Genomic DNA, 20,051 nt, shown 5'->3' with positions numbered 1-20,051 from the left:
CTATTCAACAAGGCCCATAATAGAAAATCCAGACAATTCCATAGGACCAAATAGTAAATATAGATATCCATAGGACTAATAGATAAAAAACGTATACTGGCCACACCACTCCAAATTTATATGTAGTAGTTCAGATTTGATCAGACAGTAGGTCTTGCCAGAAGGTGGGATTACCCGGTTTGATAGAGGTGCAAATCTTTATCAACCAAACGCGAAAGCGTAAAGGAGTAATCCCATGAGTAGTGTTCACCGAAATGTTATCAAACACAAGATTGGTCTGCTTAATCTGTCGGCCGAACTTGGCAATGTATCCCGCGCCTGCAAGGAGATGGGTTTTTCTCGCGATACTTTCTATCGCTATCAGGCAGCAGTGGAAACCTGCGGTGTTGAGGCCCTGATTGATGCAAACCGGCGTAAGCCCAACATCAAGAACCGTATAGAAGAAGAGACAGAGGCGGCGGTCACCGCTTTTGCTCTGGAGCAACCGGCTTTTGGCCAAGTTCGTATTTCCAATGAACTGCGCAAACGCGGGATCTTTGTTTCTCCATCAGGTGTCCGTTCAGTGTGGTTGCGCCAGAATCTGGAGTCGTTCAAGAAGCGTCTGTCAGCTTTGGAGAAGCATGTCGCTGAGACTGGAGCGGTGTTGACCGAGGCACAGGTGCAGGCACTGGAGAAGAAACAGGACGATGATGTTGCCCACGGCGAGATCGAGACGGCTCACCCCGGCTATCTTGGTAGCCAGGATACTTTTTACGTCGGCACTCTCAAGGGCGTGGGGCGAATTTATCAGCAAACCTTCGTCGACACTTATTCCAAATGGGCAGCAGCCAAGTTGTATACCACCAAAACACCGATCACCTCAGCTGATTTGCTCAATGATCGGGTATTGCCGTTCTTCACCGAACAAGGTATGGGCGTCATCCGTATTCTGACCGACCGTGGTACCGAATATTGCGGCAAGCCAGAACATCACAATTACCAGCTCTATCTGGCACTGAACGAGATTGAACATTCCAAAACGAAAGCCAATCATCCACAAACCAACGGTATTTGCGAGCGTTTCCACAAAACAATCTTGCAAGAGTTCTACCAGGTGGCATTCCGGTGCAAGATTTACCGTTCCATCGAAGAGTTACAGCACGATTTGGAGACTGGATGACGTACTACAATGGGGCATATACTCACCAAGGAAAGATGTACTGTGGGCGAACTCCAATGCAAACTCTAATTGACGCAAAGGAGGTATGGGACGATAAAATTACCACATTAAAAACTGAATTTGATCTAACAGGCACATCGTCAAATCGGGTGACTGTCAGATCGAGCCTGAATTACTATACATCAATATTTCCCACTCATCTGGATAAAAGCAGCGAAACCCATCTCAATCCATTGCGACTGAAAGAAAATCTATCCGTCTATTTTTACATCTTTTATTCTGATCGCTTCCAAGGCGTCAAACTTTTTTGGGTCCATCATTTCTTCCAGTAATTTCTTGATATCTGCAATACTGGTTTTATGCAGACTTATCTCGAGCTCAACCGTCACTTCGACTTTCATAAATTACCCCCATTTATTTGCATTTGATCAATAGATTACGAGTGATTATTGCGCCGGAAGTTGTCGAATATCCAACCGATGATGATTGTGTGTTTGCGCCAAGCTCACGGATTGCCTGAGAGAAAGGAACAACTTCACCCTGCTGATTCAACAAGTGATACCCACGCGTGCCACAGACCTCGCCCGCTTTTTCAAGGCAGTTGCTATAGTTCATTCCGGAACCACCGCAGTTGATGTTATGCCCTTTAGTACCGTCGGCTAGAAACACCTCCTTGGAGGTAACACAACCTTGCAGCAGTGCAACAACGACAATAAGTATAGAAAGCGGTTGAGACATGTTGATTCCTTCTAATGATTAGATCACAAAGCCACAGTATGGAAATGAGCAGCTTCCCGGCTTGATTTTATACCACATCGCAAGGCGCTGTTAGGTTCGAATGCTATTAAGAATCAGGCAATCTCTCTATAAACAATCCTGAGATTCCTGGCAACTCATGAAATACCCAGTAAGAAAATCGCTTGGAGTTGCTTTTTGTTACACGATATTATCAGGCAGAAATAACAAAAAACCCGCATTTAAGCGGGTTCCGTAGTCGTTTTCACAAATCATTGCCAGACAATGCAAGACATTCAATCATTCCCACTCTATGGTAGCCGGTGGCTTGCCGGAAATGTCGTAAACGACGCGGTTGATACCGCGAATCTCGTTAATGATGCGGTTGGAAACCTTGCTGAGTAATGAATACGGCAGTTCCGCCCAATTGGCGGTCATGAAATCCTGCGTTTGCACAGCTCGAAGAGCGATGACGTATTCATAGGTGCGCCCATCCCCCATCACACCGACAGATTTGACCGGCAGAAAAACCGCAAACGCTTGCGAGGTTTTTTCATACCAACCGGAGCGCTGCAATTCTTCGATAAAAATGTGATCGGCCTGTCTCAGCAGCTCCGCATATTCGTATTTCACTTCACCCAGTATGCGCACCCCCAAACCCGGTCCGGGAAACGGATGGCGGAAAACCATATCGCGCGGCAAACCCAGCACCAATCCCAGTTCGCGCACTTCGTCTTTAAACAACTCACGCAACGGTTCGAGCAATTTCAGGTGCATCGTCTCCGGCAAACCGCCGACGTTGTGATGCGATTTGATAGTATGCGCTTTCTTGGTTTTTCCACCGGCCGACTCGATCACGTCGGGATAAATCGTGCCTTGCGCCAGCCACTTGGCGTCGCTGATTTTGGCCGATTCGCACTGGAATACTTCGACAAATTCCCGGCCGATAATTTTCCGCTTGGCTTCCGGATCGGTGATACCGGTAAGACTGCGATAGAAATCACGGCTGGCATCGACATGAATCACTTTAACCGCGAGATTTTTAGCAAAAGTCTCCATCACCTGCCTGGCTTCATTGGCGCGCAACAAGCCATTATCGACAAACACGCAAGTCAGCTGATCGCCGATGGCACGGTGAATCAATGCCGCCGCCACTGAGGAATCCACACCGCCGGACAAACCCAGAATGACCTGATCGCTGCCGACCGTTGCGCGAATCTTCCCAATCGCTTCCTCGACATAATCCGGCATATTCCAATCTTGCCCGATGCCACAGATGCCATGCACAAAGCGGTCGATCATCGCTTTGCCTTGCAGCGTATGCGTCACCTCGGGGTGGAACTGGATGCCGTAAAAACGGCGTTTGTCATCCGCCATCGCCGCAATCGGCGTGGCTGCGTTACACGCCATCACCTTAAATCCGGCTGGTAATGCTATCACCGCATCGCCATGGCTCATCCAGACGTCCAGTAGATTGCTTCCGTCCGTATTCTTACGATCCTTAATATCTTTAAATAACGCGCCGTGCTGCGTCGTCTGTATTTCGGCATAACCGAATTCGCGCACCGCGGCATTTTCAACCGTACCGCCCAACTGCGCCGCCATCGTTTGCATACCATAGCAGATACCCAGCACCGGCACGCCGAGCTCAAATACGACTTGCGGCGCGCGCGGCGTTTCGTCTTCCATGACCGAAGCGGGGCCGCCGGAAAGAATAATGCCTTGGGGTGCGAAAGCTTTGATAAATTCCGGATCGGCATCATACGGATGCAATTCGCAATATACGTTCGTTTCGCGCACGCGCCGCGCAATCAATTGCGTGTACTGAGAACCGAAGTCCAGGATGAGGATTTTCTGATGCATTGAAGAAAGTTCTTATTTGACGTGATAGTTAGGCGCTTCTTTGGTGATCTGCACATCGTGCACATGCGATTCACGGATACCGGCTGAGGTGATTTCGACAAACTCCGCTTTTTTGTGCATCGCGGCGATGGTTTCACAACCCAGATAACCCATACTCGAACGGACGCCACCCATCAACTGATGGATCACGGCAGAAATGCTGCCCTTGAACGGCACGCGCCCTTCCACACCCTCGGGAACCAGCTTATCGTTGTTTTTCTGTTCTTTGTCTTGGAAATAGCGGTCGCTTGATCCCTGCTGCATGGCGGAAAGCGATCCCATGCCACGGTAGCTTTTGTACGAACGTCCCTGAAACAATTCAATCTCGCCTGGCGCTTCCGTCGTTCCGGCAAACAATCCGCCGAGCATCACGGTATTAGCACCCGCCGCCAATGCTTTGGCGATATCGCCGGAATAGCGGATACCGCCATCGGCGATCATTGGCACACCGCTCCCTTTCAATGCTTCAGAAACATTATGAATCGCGGTGACCTGCGGAATGCCGACACCCGCGACGATGCGCGTGGTGCAAATGGAACCGGGACCGATACCCACTTTCACTGCATCCGCGCCATGATCGACCAGCGCTCTGGCCGCAGCTGCCGTCGCCACGTTTCCGCCAATGACTTGCACCGACGGCAAATTCTTTTTGACCCACGCGATACGATCCAGCACGCTTTGCGAGTGACCATGCGCCGTATCGACGACAATCACATCGGCACCGGCTTCCGCCAATGCAATGGCGCGTTCCTCGCTGCCTTCCCCGACACCGATCGCCGCCCCCACGCGCAATCGTTCCTGTTCATCCTTACACGCCAGCGGATATTCCGAAGTTTTAATGATGTCCTTCACGGTAATCAATCCGCACAGCTCGAATTGATCGTTGACTACCAGCACGCGTTCCAGCCGGTGTTTGTGCAACAGCGCCAGCACCGCCTCACGCGACGTATCTTCCTTGACTGTCACTAACCGGCTTTTCGGTGTCATGATATGTTTGATCGTCTGATCGAGATTCGTCTCAAAACGCAAATCCCGGTTGGTGACAATACCGACGACTTTTTTACCGTTCACTACCGGTAAACCCGAAATCTTGTGCTGGCGTATCAGTTCCAGCACTTCCCGCACGGTCATATTCTGATGGATGGTCACCGGATCCTTAACCACACCGCTCTCGAAGCGTTTGACTTGCGCAACGTGCGCGGCTTGCGCTTCGATCGTCATATTTTTATGGATGATGCCGATGCCGCCTTCCTGCGCCAGGGCAATCGCCAGCGGTGCTTCGGTTACCGTATCCATGGCCGCCGACAGTACCGGAAGATTGAGTCTGATGGTGCGCGTCAATTGCGTTGCCAGACTGACATCACGCGGCAAAACCGTCGAGTGGGCTGGGATTAACAGAACATCATCAAAGGTCAATGCTTTTTGAATCAATTGCATGATAACAATCCTTGGCAAAGCGACATTATAGCCAAATTCAGACATGAATTTCGTGCCAAATCAGCCAAGAACGCAGCATATTTCCAGCGAATATGATTTAATGCGAAAAATCTTTAAGTTGCATGAATACGAAACCGATGTATTTCAGATTATTCATGTTCTGGAGCACGCTATGAGAATTTTTGTATTGACAGTGATCATTCTGTTGATGAGCATCAGCGCCAATGCGCAGATTTATAAATGGGTCGATAAAAACGGCAAAACACAATATACCGATCAACCGCCTCCGCCGGATGCCGCCCAGGATGAACAACGATTAAATATCAAATCCGCGCCGGTCGCTGGAAATCAAAACAACTCCAGGAATTTATCCGACGACAGAGAAGAATTCGACAAACGGCGGCAACTTAGAAGAGAAGAAGAAACTAAACAACAAAGCAAATCGGAAGAGAACAAAAAAAAATGTATAGATGCGCAAACTCAGCTTAGAATGTACACCGATTCACCGCGCCTGACCATTCCCGATGGAGCCGGTGGTATGGTTTATGTGGACGATGATTTGCGGCAAAGAAAAATAGCCGATGCCAACAAGACGATTGCAACTTACTGTAAATAGAAAACCTTCTTGAACTAGATGATTGTATCTCACGGCAAACTACTCATTGTCATTCTTCTCTTTTTGACAGGTACTTCGGTTTCGGCTGAAGTACCTGTTTCACATTCAGAACGCGATCTCATTGCTCAGCAGAAAACCGGAAATCCTGCCGGCAACGCAGCCAGACCGGGAATGCAGTGGCAAATCCTGCCAGGGGAAGATATTCCGCAGATCGGTCATTTGATGTTTCCGCACGATGCAGTTGCACGTGACGCATTCGTTCGCGCGGTTATCCGCACAAATCCCGAGCACTTTCCCGATGGGGCCTATCGTCCCATACCGGCTGGCACCATTATTCACATCCCGGATTTAAGAACGATCGGCAAGTATGCAAAACCGGCAACCAAGGCGCATCCATCCAACTCAAGCCGCGGCGCGAATAAGCGTCCACCGCAAGCATCGGCTCCGGATAGCGCAATATCCGGCTTGAACGAAGCGTTGCAACTGATCGCGCAATTGGAACAAATTGCTGAAAATGAAACCAACGAACTCAATATTCTGCTAAAGCGCATCGAATCCATTGAAAAGCAGATCATCGCGATGCAAGCCATACTCATGACCTATGTTCCGGCAAGCAGTAATGAGCACCGCATCGAGAGTCCATCACCTACTCCCCCGGAAGAAATTGCGCAGCCTTCCCAGGAAGTAGCTGCAACACCACCTGCTGATAGTAATAGTGCGCAACCCGCAGAAAATATCGCCACAGCGCCGCAGTCACCCGCCGACACGCAACAACCGGCCAATCCAAATGTGCCGGTTGAAACCAATCCAGCTGCGCCGGAATCCGCCCTGCTCTTGGATAATGTCTTTCTTCTCGGAACTTTGCTGACGCTACTGATTATTTTCCTGATCGCGCGCAACTATCACAGAATCAAGGAAAGACTTGCGAAATCCCGCGACGCAGCACTACCGTTCGATCCATCCGAGCGGCATCAATACGAAGCGCTGCTGCTGCGCCGCAGTGACGAGAAAAAAACCGAATCACCGCAGAATCCGCCCGAACCGCCTGGACAACTGGTATCCGAAGCACGCACGCTGATCGAACAGGAAAATCCCGAAGCCGCCATTCAAATGCTGCAAAAACAGCTCGCCAAAAACCAGCAGGACATTCCGGGCTGGCTGCTACTATTCGAATTGTTGTACAAAGCCAACAACAAAAGAGATTTCAAGAAGAATGCCCGCCGCTTTAAACGGCTTGGTGAATTCCCCGATATCTGGCAGCAAATCCAGAAACTGGGCAATCAACTTGAACCAAATGAGTCGCTGTACTTCGACGAGCAAAAACGCAAGGAAAAGTTCTTTTCCGATCCCACAGGAGCCGACAAATAAAAAGCGCTGGCTTTCTTGTCATCCGCCAGCGCTCTTCTTTATAGCCAATTGACTTACTTCAGTGCAAGACTCTCCAACGCTTTTTGATGATCCCACTTGCCGTGGAATAACAATCCCTTCTTGCCGGGTGTGCGGTCGCTGGTCCAGGTGATGTGATTACCATCTGGTGTAAATACCGGCAAACCGTCGAAACCTTCTTTATCGGTCACACGCACCGGCTCTTTCTGACCATCGGTGTCGACGATGTACAGCTCAAAATTGCGGTGCCCGTGCAAATTGGTCGCGAAAATGATGTATTTTCCGGAAGGATGGTAAAAAGGCGCCCAAGACATCGCATTCAAGCGCGTGATTTGTTTTTGATCGCTGCCGTCGATATTCATCGTGAAGATTTCCGCTTCGCGGCCATTATCCGAAAAACGCCGCCACACAATCCGTTTGCCGTCCGGGCTGAAAAACGGGCCGCCGTCGTAGCTTTTGGTTTGCGTCAGGCGTTTGACATTGGAGCCGTCGGCGTCCATGATGTAAATATCGATCATTGATGCCGGATTGGCTTTAAAAAGCGCTTGTTCTTCTTCGGACAATTCACCGCTGTATGCACGGCGGTTGGAAGCAAAAGCGATCAATTTGCCGTCCGGCGACCACGACGCTTCGGCATCGTAACCCAGGGTGTTGGTTAGATTCCGTATGTTTTTGCCATCGAAACCAGTTTCGTAAATATCGTAGAACTCGTCGTAATCCCAGGCATACGACTTCTGTTCACCCGCATTACGGCGCTCGATCTCGGCGGCCATTTTAGCTTTGGCTTCCTTGTCGTCGTGCGTTGACGAAAACAATACTTTTTCCTGCGCCGGATGCACCCACGCGCACGTGGTTTTGCCGGTACCCGGCGACACCTGCGTCACCGCACCGGATTCGATATTCTTCAGGAAAATCTGATAAAACGGATTATCGTCCGCCACTTCCGCTTGATAAATCATCCACTTCGAATCCGCCCGGTAATACGCCTCACCGGCGCGTTTTTCCTTGACGGAAAGTTGTTGTTCGCCGGTGATAAAATCGCTTGCATACGCTTGGCTTGTAGCTAGAAACGCCAATGGAAATAAAAAACCGCTCAAAGCATGGAATGTGTTCTTCTGTGTCATCTTTTTCATAGAAATTTAAGAGTCTTGCCGCCAATAAATGAAAAAGCATTTAAGCATAACCCTAAAAGGAAAGTAAACACACGATGATATAGAATGCAGGCAGCGGTAAAACATTGTGTTTATCTGAATATTCCAATAAATAGCCTATCCTCCAGATTTAAAAAAAGAATGCGAACATCACTAAAACTTATATCAGCTTTTTTCCTTGCGATCCTTTGCGTTTTCAGCAGCCAGATCGGCGCCGCAAGCAATCCAACTTTCCACCATCACATGGAAATCCAATTATCGCCGGGCACTTCCGGAATCCGCGTCAAAGACCGGATTCAGATCCCGGATCACATGCGTAATGCTAAAGAGCCCGTGCAACTTGAATTCTATTTGCACGCCGGGTTGGCGGTTAGCGATGTGCAGGATGCCACGCTTGAAGCCGATGCCAATGAGGTTGCACTGAAATCTCGACCGATTTCGATCCGGCATTACACGGTGACCGTATCGCCCGGGCAGGATGCGTTCACGCTGCAATATGGCGGCCAGATCCATCACGCGGTGCAAGGGCCGGGGCAGGAATATTCGCGTAGTTTCGGTTCCACGCCGGGCGTGATTTCACCGGAAGGCGTGTTCCTGGCGAGTGCCAGTGCGTGGTATCCGCAGTTCGGCGATGCGCTGGTATCGTTTCAGCTGGACATTCAAACGCCCCCCGATTGGGATGTGGTCAGTCAAGGGACTTTGCTGCGCGAGAACAAAACCAGCGCGGCACAAAACGTGGTTTGGGAGGAAAAACAACCGCAGGACGATATTTATCTGATCGCCGCGAAATTCCAGCGCTACACGCAATCCGCCGGTGCGGTCAACGCGATGGTGTATTTACGCAGCGCCGATCAACCATTGGCGCAGAGGTATCTCGACGCCACCGCGCAGTACATTGCGATGTACAACAAGCTGATCGGCCCCTATCCTTATACGAAGTTCGCATTGGTTGAGAATTTCTGGGAAAGCGGCTACGGCATGCCGTCGTTCACGCTGCTCGGTTCCAAGGTGATCCGCCTGCCGTTCATTCTTCACTCGTCGTACCCGCACGAAATTCTGCACAACTACTGGGGCAACGGCGTGTTCGTCGATTACGCCAAAGGCAACTGGGCGGAAGGCCTGACCGCTTACCTCGCCGATCATCTGGTCAACGAGCAGCGCGGCAAAGGCGAGGAATACCGTCGCGATGTACTGCAAAAATACGCCGATTTCGTCGGCAAGGAGAAAGATTTCCCGGTCATCCGTTTCGTGTCGCGCCACAGCGCCAGCTCGGAAGCCGTCGGTTACGGCAAAACCATGATGTTCTTTCACATGCTGCGGCAGGAACTCGGTGATGACGCGTTCACCAAAGCACTGCGGCGCTTTTACCAGCAATTCAAATTCCAGCAAGCGACGTTCGCCGATTTGCTCGCCACGTTCAACACCAGCACCGGTCAGGATCTGACACAACGCTTCGAGCAGTGGGTGCATCGCACCGGAGCGCCGGATCTGGTGCTGCGCAGCGCGGAAACCGAGCGCACGGCGGATGGATTCAAGCTCACGCTCACCGTCGAGCAAACCCAGCCAGGCGAACCGTACCGCTTAAAGGTACCGGTTTCCATCACGCTGGAAGGCGAGGACATGGCGGTGGAATCGCATATCGTCGTCGAGCAAGCCAAACAAACGGTCGAGATGACATTCGCCAACCGCCCGGTGCGCATCGACCTCGATCCGCATTTCGACGTGTTCCGCCGTCTCGATAGCCGCGAGATTCCTTCCGCGTTATCCCAAGGTTTCGGCGCAGAAAAACCGCTGCTGATCCTGCCCGCGCGCGAACAAAAAGCCGTGCTGGAGGCCTACCGCGCATTGGCGGCCAACTGGCAGAAAACGCAATCGAGCCCGTTGGAAATCGTCACCGACGATCAATTGAAAACGTTACCGGAAGATCGCACCGTTTGGATTTTGGGCTGGCAAAACCGTTTTGCCGATGCCGTACCGAAAGCCCTGACGGATCGTGGTGTTGCCGTTCAATCTCAGCAATTGCAACTGGAACATAAACGCTATCCGCAAGCCGGTCACGCCGTGGTATTGACCACCCGGCAACCCGCCAATCCGGACAAAACGCTGCTGTGGGTCGCCGCCGACAACCCCAAGGCGATTGCCGAACTCGCCAACAAATTGCCGCATTACCGCAAATACAGTTACCTGGTGTTCAAGGGCGATGAATTGACCAACATCGGCAAAGGCCAATGGCCGGTTCTGCAATCGCCGCTGACACAATGGATCAAACAGCAAGACGGCCACACGATTCACACCACGCACACTGGCATCACCAAGCCGCGCCGCGCGCTGGCAGAACTGCCGCCGGTGTTTTCCGAGAGCCGCATGATGGCGGATATCACGCACCTGTCGCACGAATCGTACAAAGGGCGCGAACTCGGCACGCCGGAGCTGGACGATGCGGCTACGTATATTGCCAAACAGTTTCAGCAAATCGGCCTGCTGCCAGGCGGTGACGACAACAGCTATTTCCAGACCTGGCAACAGGATGTCGGCCTGCCGAAAGGCAATATCACGCTGCGCAATGTCGTCGGCATCCTGCCCGGCACCAATCCGCAACTGGCCGGGCAAAGCCTGGTAATCGGCGCGCATTACGACCACCTCGGCACCGGCTGGCCGGACGTGCGCGCCGCGCATCAGGGCAAAATCCACCACGGCGCGGACGACAATGCCAGCGGCATCGCCGTGATGCTGGAGCTCGCACGTCAGATCGTGCCGAAATGGCAGCCGGAACGCACTGTCATTTTCACCGCATTCACCGGCGAAGAAGCCAATCTGCTCGGTTCCAAACACTATGTCCGCAAGAATGATCAATTCCCGGTTGAAAAAGTCATCGCGATGTTGAATCTGGATACCGTCGGTCGGCTGGAAAACAACCCGGTCACCGTGTTCGGCACCGGCAGCGCACGTGAACTGGTACACATCTTCCGCGGCGCGAGCTTCGTCACCGGCATTCCGGTCAACGCCGTGCAAGACGATTTCGGCTCCAGCGACCAAGCGGCGTTCATCCAGGTCGGCGTGCCCGCCATCCAACTATTCGCCAGCGCGCACGAGGACTACCACGCCCCCGGCGACACCGCCGACAAAATCGACACCGCCGGACTGGTCAAAGTCGCCGCGATCCTGAAGGAAGCCACCGAATACCTCGCCAACCGCATCGAACCGCTGACGGTCACGCTATCGGCAGCCCCCGCTCCCGCCGAATCCGCCGCACCGAAGGAAAAACGCAAAACCAGCCTCGGCACCGTCCCGGATTTCTCTTATAAGGGTGAAGGCGTACGCATCGACAACACCCTCCCCGGCTCCCCGGCGCAACAAGCCGGACTTCAACCGGGCGATATTCTGATTCAACTGGCTGGGCAACCGGTTAGCGATTTGGCATCGTATGCGGCGATCTTGCGCACGTTGAAGGCGGGGGAGAAAGTGGAATTATGGCTTAGAAGGAATGATGCAGTGATGGTGGTTGAAGTGGTGTTGGCGGAGCGGTAGCAGCCTAATTGCCGATTCCGGATCGCTTTGATTGTTGGAGCTGCAACCGAGCCACCGGATGAAGCTTGGCATCAAAATTATAGAGTGTTACTCTATGAAAATTCAGTGGTTATGCGACATTATCAACAAGATTATTGAACAAAATTTTATATATATTACGTTAAGCATTCTCAATGCTACGAATAACGAATGACCGAAAGAACTTTTAGAACTGGCAGAAAAACCGGGGAAACCATTAGTTGGTACGCACCGTCTCAAGTTGGTTCGAACGCATGCTGCATTTACTGCGGAACATTCTTGCAGGGACCTAATCCTCCGGAGTCTGACAAGGAACATCTCATTGCAAGGAACTTCGTCCCCACGGGAACAATGGATGGTCAACCATTCAATTTCCTCTTTCGTGCATGCAGGCCATGCAATGCTCGCAAGGCTTCCGCTGAGCGGCATGTCTCAAGCATCACACTGTTCAATAGCCCGGGCCGCATTGATAATACTAGAGTGAACGAAGTCGCAATTCGAAAGGGAAAAGGCGACTTCCACCCAAAGAAGAAGGGAGTGCTGATACAGGATGCCCACGAACATACATCCTTAACCACTGCGATTGGTCCAATGTCTCTGAAGTTCGGAATGATTGGGCCCCCGCAGCTAGACAACGATCAAGTCGGAGAGGTCGCATTTAGCCATATCCAAGGCTTGTTCGCTCTTATATGCTCGGAGGATTATCTCGACCCACTAAAGATGCGCTTGCTACCACAAGATCAATTCACCTGGTATGGGAGCTACACGCACAACGATTGGGGCAATCCGCAGGTAATCGAGATTGCAAACCGAGTTCGTGATTGGGATTGTCTTGCGAACATCGAATCGGCTCAGGGTTACTTTAAGGCCATCATGCGTTGTAGCAATGAAGGCTGGTTCTGGGCACTAGAGTGGAATAGGCAACTCAGGCTTTTAGGCAGCATCGGCGAAGCGCGCATGAAGTTGTTTGAAGGGCTTCCATCCGAAGGTTGGATACCAACTCCAACAGGGCGAATGCGCCAGAATGTACCGCTCGACACGAAAGATGATTGCCTATTTGTCGGAGTTGTCCGTGACTGAGCAACATAAGTGGAAGGGATCAAGTCTTGCTTTTTCTCGTAAGCAAGCTGTTCGAGCGAACGTGGGTGTTGCGCGACATCGAGCGGCGTTTCCCGCGCAGCCTTGGTAATCTTTTCCACGTGTTTAGTCACAGGGTCGATCATTGCATTTGTTTCATGAATGATGGTGAAATACCGATCCCCGTGTTTGAACAAACGGGCGATGGCCGTAATATTCTTCATGAAATTTATTATCACCAATTATTAAAGAGCGCTACGGAATGAAAGTTACACTGAAAACAACGCCTTCCAAAGAAAGCCAAGTAATCCTGGATTCCCTGCAAAAAGCCGTAACGCAGGCACTTGAAAGGAAACGCCGCTTGGGTCAGTACGCTGTCGTCTGGCGGGACGGTGGGCCAGTGATGATTGGCGAGGATGCGCCGAAGGTATCAGAAAATCCTGTCAATCGACCGATCAAGTAACCATCCAAGTAGTGCAACCGTGAGAAGCAATCGGCACCCATGTACTCGTCAGAACCGGCTTGCTTGCAGCGCCATTACCTAACCTAGTTCAAAGGAAACAACTCCAAAGCTTCTGCACTTAAGGCGATTTACGTACTTTTAGGTACGAGGACTCAACTGAGGGTTTTGTTAAGTTATTGTTTTTGTTGTTTCGATCAGCAGGATTCGCATCGACGTCAATCTCTCCAGCTGGTGCTGGCTTATCAAGATCAGTATATTGCAATACGCCAAAGGGTTGAATTTCGTTGTCGGCGGGTAATTGATCGCGATTCCAGCCTCCTCCAAGCGCACGAATAAGCGCCACCGATGCTTTCAGTAGATCAGTCTTGATCTGCACAGAATCGATACTTGCCGTCAGCGTACCGAGTTGGGAATAAATGAGTTCAAGACTGGATGCCAAAGCGCCCTTATACAGTTCCATGGTAAGGTTTTGTGTTTTACGTGCAGCTTCGACGGCGGCATCCTGCCGCTCGGCAGCAATAGTTATCCAATGAGTCTGGGTCAGGTTATTCTCAACTTCGCGAAAGGCGTTCAGTACGGTCGAGCGATATAAATTTTCTGTCTCGCGATAGACCGACCATGATTGTTGTAGCTGCGCCCGACGATACCCACCCTGAAAAAGTGGAATGGAAAAAGAGGAACCATAAGCCCAGAAACTGTTAGCCAAGCTAAGCAGATTGAGTCCGGAATCCTCAAGCCCTCCCCCAAGCCGGAAGGATACGTTTGGAAAAAAAGCGGCGCGTGCAATTCCAATGGTGCGGTTAGCTTGTGCCATCCGGCGCTCCATAGCGGCAATATCGGGCCGGCGTTCAAGTAAAGTAGATGGAACTGTCTGTGGAAGGCTAAAATTCGCGGCAAGGAGGTTATCTACCGGCTCGAGTTTAAAACTAGCTGGGGCAAGATTAAGGAGAATTGCAATAGCCTGTTCCATCACTTTGCGCTCACCATGCATCAGAGCCAATTTTGACTCAGTAGCGTACAACAGAGACTCAGCACGCGCTACGTCGAGAGCAGAAGCGATCTTGCCTTCGAACTGAGTCTCTACAACAGTTAATGAGTAGTTATAAAGGTCGATCGACTGTTTGTAAATCGCGATTTGTGCATCCAGTCCACGCAGTGTGAAATAATTCGATGCAATTTCCGCCTGCAGAATAAGGCGCGCCAGTCCATAATCGGCCGCGCGTTCCTCAGCACGATAGATTTTGGCTTGTGCGGCATTCCGGAGTTTCGACCAGAAATCCGGTTCCCAAGATGCAATTCCATCCATCAGAACTTGAGTATCGCTATCAGGTTCTCCGGGAGCACGGAAGAGGGTATGGTCGGATTGTCTGTTATTGTTGCCACCAAACCCAAAGCCCATTTGGGGGAAATATCGAGATCGTGCCTTCATCATTGCATAACGTGCTTGAATAAACCTTTCGGCTGCAGCATGCAAGTCTGGATTGGCTGCCATCGCCTGTTCTACGAGGCTGTCAAGAATTGGATCGTCATATAGCTTCCACCAATCGGGCCGGAGTACATCATCCGACGGATTAGCCTTAACGAAAGAACTCGTTCCCTCCCAAGAATCCGGAACAACGAATTGAGGTTCTTGATATTTAGGTGAAAGATCAAATGCAGGAAAAGGAAGAGAACTGCAAGCCGCCAGACTGATTGCTAGAAATAAAAAACCACCCAATCTTACGCCGAAACGATAGAGTCTTGAAAATATGGATTCCATTTTTACGCCGCCAGTCAATTATAGTCAAATGATTGAAATGATCGTTATGGTGCATGCTATCCGTCTAACGCTTGTTTTGGGCTCGGATCCGGCATTTTTGGATGTGAGGCTGATTTCGACTTCTCACGTGATTCCACTGGTTCATTGATCATGTCATATCCCGGTCTGGGCGTTACAATTTTCACCAGGTCGCCTTCAAGCAGGGCAGCGCTGGGATTGTTTATCAGTCGGTCCTCTGTCGTGACGCCCCCGCTTACTTCAACAGTAGCGTCGAGGAACCTGGTTACCGTGATTGGCTTGAAGCGAACACGGTCATTTTCATCTACATAGGCAACTCGAACTCCCATTTCATCAAATACCATCGAGCTGGATGGAATCGAGAGATGATTATGCGCAACCTCTACGGTCAGATTGACTGATGCATAGGAGCCAGGCCACAGATCCCGTTCTTCATTTTCAATCACAAATTGGGTAACCACCGTACGTGTACTCTCATTGAAGCCGCGCGCAGTAGTTAAAAATTCGGCAGTGAAATGCCGGTTGGAAAATTGCGGCACCGTTAAATCGGCTTTCAAGCCATCATGCATAACAGCACCGTATGCCTCAGGTACATTGACAAACAAACGCAACCGGCTGATGTCCGCGACAGTAAAAAGATTGCGGACTTCACCTTCCGGTGTACTGATAGTGCCTTCCTTATTGATGAAGTCTCCCACATTAATGCTACGGTTAATGACTACACCGTCATACGGCGCAACAATTGTTTTGAACTGAATTAATGCTTCATAGTTACTGACTCTTTGTTTGGCGGCATTGACCTTTGCCTGTTGGGCTTTTGCTTCGGCAACCTTTACCGAAATCGCTTGCTCGGATACCGCCTGGTTTTTTCGCAAGGCAATATATCGCTCCGCAGTGAGTTTAGCAAGATTATTAAGGGCTATTTCCGACTCCAAATCCGCCTTGCTTTGCCGGTATTTGGCATCAAGAGCCGGTGCATAGATTTCGGCAAGGACATCCCCTTTTTTCACGATCGCTCCCCAATCTTTGTGCCACATCTTCACATAACCGGATACCTGGGCATAGATCGGCGCCTGAAACCAAGCCTGAATGGTACCCGGAAGCTTGATGGTTTCTGTAGAAGGCAGTGGCTTGGCATAAACGATAGCTACCGTCGGAGTGTCATTTTCAATCGCTTTTTCTTCTAAAGCGGCCATGTTTCCTCTGGACTCAATGACCCGATAACCCATGTAGGCGACACCAAGAACGATCACCAAAATCATCATGCTTTTTTGCTTTGATTTCTCCATATCATGAGTCTCCTTGTTGAAGGGCGTCTTGCTGCTCATTTTTAGAAACGCTTCGCTTGCGGCTGTAATAGATGACGGCGTACACACAGGGAACAAAAAACAGGGTATACACAGTTGCGAACGTCAAGCCGCCAATAACCGCACGACCCAGCGGCGCATTGGTGGATCCTCCCATAGCCATCGGAAGCATGCCCATAATCATGGCTGCCGCAGTCATCAGTACAGGACGAATACGCGCTTTACCTGACTCAATCGCGGCTAACAAAGGATCGCCATGAATTTGGATGCGCTCCCGTGCATAGGACACGACCAGTATGGAATTCGCCGTGGCCGTTCCCATCGCCATGATGGCGCCTGTCAGAGCCGGTACGGAAATGTTCGTTTGGGTCAGGAACAAAGCCCAGGCAATGCCTGCTAACGCACCCGGCAATGCTGTAATGATGATGAAAGGATCCAACCATGATTGAAAATTGATGACAAGCAGGAGATAGATCAGCACGACAGCCGCTATGAGGCCGATAATCAGTTCGCCATAGGTAGTAACCATATTGGCGGCTTGACCAGCGATTTGAACTTCGGAACCACGAGGGACTAAATCGTCCATCTCATCAACAATCTTCTTGACATCGTCCAGCACACCGCCAAGCCCACGCCCTTCAGCAGATACATAGACCTCGATCAACGGCATGATGCCCCTATGGGTAACCAGACCGGGTGTTCCTACCGGTGATAGTTTCGTTAGATTGCCCAGGAGTTGATAGTCCTGATCCAGGCCATCATCCCCTATCTTCTTGACAGGAATCGTGTTCAAGTCATTTACACTTGCGACCTGAGGTTGAGGATTATATATATTGATCTGATAGGAAACCCCGGTTTTCAGATCCAGCCAGTATTTCTGATCGATCTGCTGGGTTCCATTAGTGGTTATCAACATATTCAGAGCAATGTCCGTTTCACTCTTGTTAACACCGAGTCCAAATGTTCTTTGGCCTTCGACAAACATGGTTGGCGTGCGCATGGTTTGCTGGATGACTACGTCGGAGGAGCCAGGAATTTTGCGTAGCTTAGCTTGCAGTTGGCGTGCATATTCGTAGTTTCCGTATATGTCCATCCCGTTAATCTGAACAGTAATTGGAGAAGGAGAACCGAAATTCAAAATTTTCGCTATCAGATCGGCTGGCTGAAATGTGAATTCACTTCCTGGATAGCGCTCTTTCAAACCTTTATGAAGAATTTCACGGAGATCCCACACTGCCGATTTTTCGTTGAACAGGGTAATTGTGAGATCGCAATCCTGCGTTCCGATGGTGGGCGTCGGAATAAACGCTAGGTTATGCGGTCCGACGGGTATGCCGCAATTACTGACGATATCTTCGACCTGCCCGGGAAGCAATTCTTTGATATCGTTAGAAACCAGCGTGGCAATGCGGTTTGTGGATTCCATCCGTGTACCGAGGGGTGCCCGCATGTGCATCTGGATGGTTCCTGATCTGACTTCAGGAAAGAAATCACGTCCGTTGAAGTAGAACAAAATAAGAGAGATAAGCGCGAAAGCCAGCATGATCGTTGCAAGTCGACGGCGATTTTCAATTGTGTATTCGAGCAATCCGCTATACCAAACACAGAATTGAAGAAAGCGAGCCTCGAATCCCTTCTGAAAACGGGAGAAAATTCCCATATGATGCTTTAATCTCTGCTGAAAACCGGCAAACCTCCCCGCTGGCTTTTCATCGCTCTGGTGCGATTCCTTTTCGTGTTCCTCCGCATGAGGATGCTTAATCAGATATTTCGCCATGGTCGGTACAAGCGTACGCGACAGAATGAAGGACGCCAGCATAGCAAATATCACCGCCAGCGCCATTGGCTTGAACAGAAAGCCCGATACGCCAGAAAGCGTAAACAGCGGCAACCAGACAATGCATATACATAACGTAGCAAGCAGCGTCGGAATAACGATCTGATTTGCTGCATCAATGATTGCTTCATCGAGTCCTTTACCCATCTCCAGGTGGGTATCGATGTTCTCTATCATCACTGTCGCGTCATCGACAAGAATCCCTACCGCTAGCGCCAATCCTCCCAGCGTCATGACGTTCATCGACTCATTCAGCACTTGCAGGAAGATAAGGGAGGTTAAAATACACAATGGAATTGAAGTCGTAACGACTACCATGGGACGCCATGAGCCCAGCATGAGCATGACAATCAAGCCGACAAGCAGACCAGCGATCGCCATCTCATGCGTTACCTCCTCAATGGACTCCCTCACGAAGAGCGATGCATCAGTAATGATTTTGACATCCACATGAGACGGCACGATCTCCTTGATACGTGGAAGCGCTGCCCTGATGCCGTTGACTACGTCCAGGGTCGATGCCTCACCACTTTTCATGACGACAATAATAACAGCCTGTTTACCATCCACCATTACGGAGTTTGTTTGCGGGGGACCTGCAAGCTGAACATCGGCGACGTCACGCAAGAAAACGAAGGAATTGCCTTCTCTTTTAATCGGAATCTCATTGAATTCCTCGATATTGGGCGGCATCGCGTTTGTTTGAACCATCCAGTCTGTCTGACCGATCTTCATGTCACCCGCGGGCAACACGATATTCTGTCGATCGAAGGCCGCATGGATATCCGTTGGCGACACATTACGAGCCAACATTTTGTCTTTATCGAGGGACACCAAAAGCTGTTTGGGTTTTCCACCGTAAGGATGTGGAAGAATCGCCCCCGGGATCACTACAAGCAAGGGTCTGATTTGCGTATAAGCAAGATTATAGAGTTCTGCCGGCGTCATCTCATCTGAGGTAACCTGCAGACTGGCAACCGCTACCGAAGATGCTTCCAAACGCATGATCATCGGCGGCGAAATATCCGGTGGCAGCGCGTTGACGATGGTCTGGCTTATCGCTGTGACTTCCGCTTCAGCGCCAGGGAGGTTAGTATGGGGCTGAAGAAAAATATTTGTGATGCTGATGCCATAGTAAGCTTGACTGACGATATCCGAGATACCTTCCACCGTCGAGGTCAGCATGCGCTCGAAGTAAAAAGTGATACGACCGGACACATCCAGCGGCAACATGCCGGCGTAAGCCCAAACTACAGAAATTACAGGAATTTTGATAGCGGGAAAAACATCGGTCGGTGCATGCCGTATCGCTCTGATTCCAAATATAACGATCAGAATTGAAAGAACTACAAAGGTATATGGTCTTCGTAAAGCGATCAGTACAATTTGATTCATACTATGCTCCCATACTTCTTCGGTAAAAAAATCGCTTTATCCACAAATACTGCGCGTAAGAAGGAGATTTAATCCATTTGCAAACCCTTTTGCTTTTGTGAAGGTTTAGCGCGTTATTAATTTTCAAAAAATGGATATTCCCTAAAAAACCTCGGAAGCTTTCAACCACCAGTCTATGTAGTTGCGCTGATTAAGACGAGGTGTCATGTTTTTTATCTTTCATGACGGATTTATTATTTCATCTGTAAAATTAGATGTATATA

General features: G+C 50.3%; 13 protein-coding genes and 1 pseudogene. 5 read left to right on the top strand and 9 right to left on the bottom strand.

Features of this window, described 5'->3' with window-relative positions:
* Nucleotides 1–235 precede the first annotated feature (235 nt).
* A pseudogene (locus BLU57_RS12600) lies at nt 236–1,257 on the top strand (IS481 family transposase); the annotation flags it as partial.
* A 153-nt stretch (nt 1,258–1,410) separates the two neighbouring features.
* Here the strand turns inward: BLU57_RS12600 and BLU57_RS16110 are convergent.
* From BLU57_RS16110 to guaB, 4 genes are all read right to left on the bottom strand, one after another.
* Complete coding sequence (locus tag BLU57_RS16110) at nt 1,411–1,560, bottom strand: hypothetical protein (protein WP_176776446.1); 150 nt, start codon at nt 1,558–1,560, stop codon at nt 1,411–1,413.
* Nucleotides 1,561–1,573: 13 nt separating this feature from the next.
* Entirely contained in the window at nt 1,574–1,897 is a 324-nt protein-coding gene (locus tag BLU57_RS12595) for a hypothetical protein (protein ID WP_090321475.1), read from the bottom strand.
* A gap of 297 nt (nt 1,898–2,194) precedes the next feature.
* Nucleotides 2,195–3,757, bottom strand: coding sequence for a glutamine-hydrolyzing GMP synthase (guaA, locus tag BLU57_RS12590; protein WP_090321473.1), 1,563 nt, complete (start codon nt 3,755–3,757; stop codon nt 2,195–2,197).
* 12 nt (nt 3,758–3,769) lie between these two features.
* Nucleotides 3,770–5,233, bottom strand: a complete 1,464-nt coding sequence (gene guaB, locus BLU57_RS12585; protein WP_090321483.1) for an IMP dehydrogenase — start codon at nt 5,231–5,233, stop codon at nt 3,770–3,772.
* A gap of 172 nt (nt 5,234–5,405) precedes the next feature.
* On the opposite strand from guaB, the gene BLU57_RS12580 reads away from it, so the two are divergent.
* Together BLU57_RS12580 and BLU57_RS12575 are read left to right on the top strand one after the other, a co-directional pair.
* Nucleotides 5,406–5,849 carry a DUF4124 domain-containing protein gene (locus tag BLU57_RS12580; RefSeq protein ID WP_090321480.1) on the top strand — a complete coding sequence of 148 codons (444 nt, stop codon included), beginning with the start codon at nt 5,406–5,408 and terminating at the stop codon, nt 5,847–5,849.
* Between the two features lie 18 nt (nt 5,850–5,867).
* Nucleotides 5,868–7,217, top strand: a complete 1,350-nt coding sequence (locus BLU57_RS12575; RefSeq protein ID WP_090321471.1) for a type IV pilus assembly protein FimV — start codon at nt 5,868–5,870, stop codon at nt 7,215–7,217.
* Between the two features lie 53 nt (nt 7,218–7,270).
* On the opposite strand, the gene BLU57_RS12570 is transcribed toward BLU57_RS12575, so the two are convergent.
* Nucleotides 7,271–8,359, bottom strand: coding sequence for a TolB family protein (locus tag BLU57_RS12570; protein ID WP_256206074.1), 1,089 nt, complete (start codon nt 8,357–8,359; stop codon nt 7,271–7,273).
* A 270-nt stretch (nt 8,360–8,629) separates the two neighbouring features.
* Between BLU57_RS12570 and BLU57_RS12565 the strand changes: the two genes are divergently transcribed.
* On the top strand, nt 8,630–11,914 hold the full coding sequence (locus BLU57_RS12565; RefSeq protein ID WP_256206075.1) for a M20/M25/M40 family metallo-hydrolase: 3,285 nt from the start codon (nt 8,630–8,632) through the stop codon (nt 11,912–11,914).
* 875 nt (nt 11,915–12,789) lie between these two features.
* Here the strand turns inward: BLU57_RS12565 and BLU57_RS16105 are convergent.
* Nucleotides 12,790–13,233, bottom strand: coding sequence for a hypothetical protein (locus BLU57_RS16105; protein ID WP_176776447.1), 444 nt, complete (start codon nt 13,231–13,233; stop codon nt 12,790–12,792).
* Between the two features lie 38 nt (nt 13,234–13,271).
* Here BLU57_RS16105 and BLU57_RS12550 point away from each other — a divergent pair, with 38 nt between their 5' ends.
* Nucleotides 13,272–13,472: a hypothetical protein gene (locus BLU57_RS12550; protein WP_090321466.1), complete on the top strand. Its 201-nt coding sequence runs from the start codon at nt 13,272–13,274 to the stop codon at nt 13,470–13,472.
* Between the two features lie 118 nt (nt 13,473–13,590).
* Here BLU57_RS12550 and BLU57_RS12545 read toward each other — a convergent pair whose 3' ends face one another.
* The 3 genes from BLU57_RS12545 to BLU57_RS12535 are packed head-to-tail and all read right to left on the bottom strand — an operon-like array spanning nt 13,591 to nt 19,788.
* Entirely contained in the window at nt 13,591–15,231 is a 1,641-nt protein-coding gene (locus tag BLU57_RS12545; RefSeq protein WP_090321463.1) for an efflux transporter outer membrane subunit, read from the bottom strand.
* Between the two features lie 56 nt (nt 15,232–15,287).
* Nucleotides 15,288–16,538 (bottom strand): efflux RND transporter periplasmic adaptor subunit, encoded by a 1,251-nt coding sequence (locus BLU57_RS12540; RefSeq protein ID WP_090321460.1) that lies wholly within the window; start codon nt 16,536–16,538, stop codon nt 15,288–15,290.
* Nucleotide 16,539: 1 nt separating this feature from the next.
* Entirely contained in the window at nt 16,540–19,788 is a 3,249-nt protein-coding gene (locus BLU57_RS12535) for an efflux RND transporter permease subunit (RefSeq protein ID WP_090321457.1), read from the bottom strand.
* Nucleotides 19,789–20,051: the final 263 nt, after the last annotated feature.

Origin of the sequence: Nitrosomonas oligotropha, assembly GCF_900106555.1 — a bacterium.
Taxonomy (GTDB): Bacteria; Pseudomonadota; Gammaproteobacteria; order Burkholderiales; family Nitrosomonadaceae; genus Nitrosomonas; species Nitrosomonas oligotropha_A.
This window is presented reverse-complemented; position numbering and strand designations above follow the sequence as displayed.

Coding starts and splice junctions, on each gene's coding strand:
- BLU57_RS16110 (WP_176776446.1), bottom strand. CDS start 1,560: ATGAAAGTCGAAGTGACGGTTGAGCTCGAGATAAGTCTGCATAAAACC.
- BLU57_RS12595 (WP_090321475.1), bottom strand. CDS start 1,897: ATGTCTCAACCGCTTTCTATACTTATTGTCGTTGTTGCACTGCTGCAA.
- guaA (WP_090321473.1), bottom strand. CDS start 3,757: ATGCATCAGAAAATCCTCATCCTGGACTTCGGTTCTCAGTACACGCAA.
- guaB (WP_090321483.1), bottom strand. CDS start 5,233: ATGCAATTGATTCAAAAAGCATTGACCTTTGATGATGTTCTGTTAATC.
- BLU57_RS12580 (WP_090321480.1), top strand. CDS start 5,406: ATGAGAATTTTTGTATTGACAGTGATCATTCTGTTGATGAGCATCAGC.
- BLU57_RS12575 (WP_090321471.1), top strand. CDS start 5,868: ATGATTGTATCTCACGGCAAACTACTCATTGTCATTCTTCTCTTTTTG.
- BLU57_RS12570 (WP_256206074.1), bottom strand. CDS start 8,359: ATGACACAGAAGAACACATTCCATGCTTTGAGCGGTTTTTTATTTCCA.
- BLU57_RS12565 (WP_256206075.1), top strand. CDS start 8,630: ATGGAAATCCAATTATCGCCGGGCACTTCCGGAATCCGCGTCAAAGAC.
- BLU57_RS16105 (WP_176776447.1), bottom strand. CDS start 13,233: ATGAAGAATATTACGGCCATCGCCCGTTTGTTCAAACACGGGGATCGG.
- BLU57_RS12550 (WP_090321466.1), top strand. CDS start 13,272: ATGAAAGTTACACTGAAAACAACGCCTTCCAAAGAAAGCCAAGTAATC.
- BLU57_RS12545 (WP_090321463.1), bottom strand. CDS start 15,231: ATGGAATCCATATTTTCAAGACTCTATCGTTTCGGCGTAAGATTGGGT.
- BLU57_RS12540 (WP_090321460.1), bottom strand. CDS start 16,538: ATGGAGAAATCAAAGCAAAAAAGCATGATGATTTTGGTGATCGTTCTT.
- BLU57_RS12535 (WP_090321457.1), bottom strand. CDS start 19,788: ATGAATCAAATTGTACTGATCGCTTTACGAAGACCATATACCTTTGTA.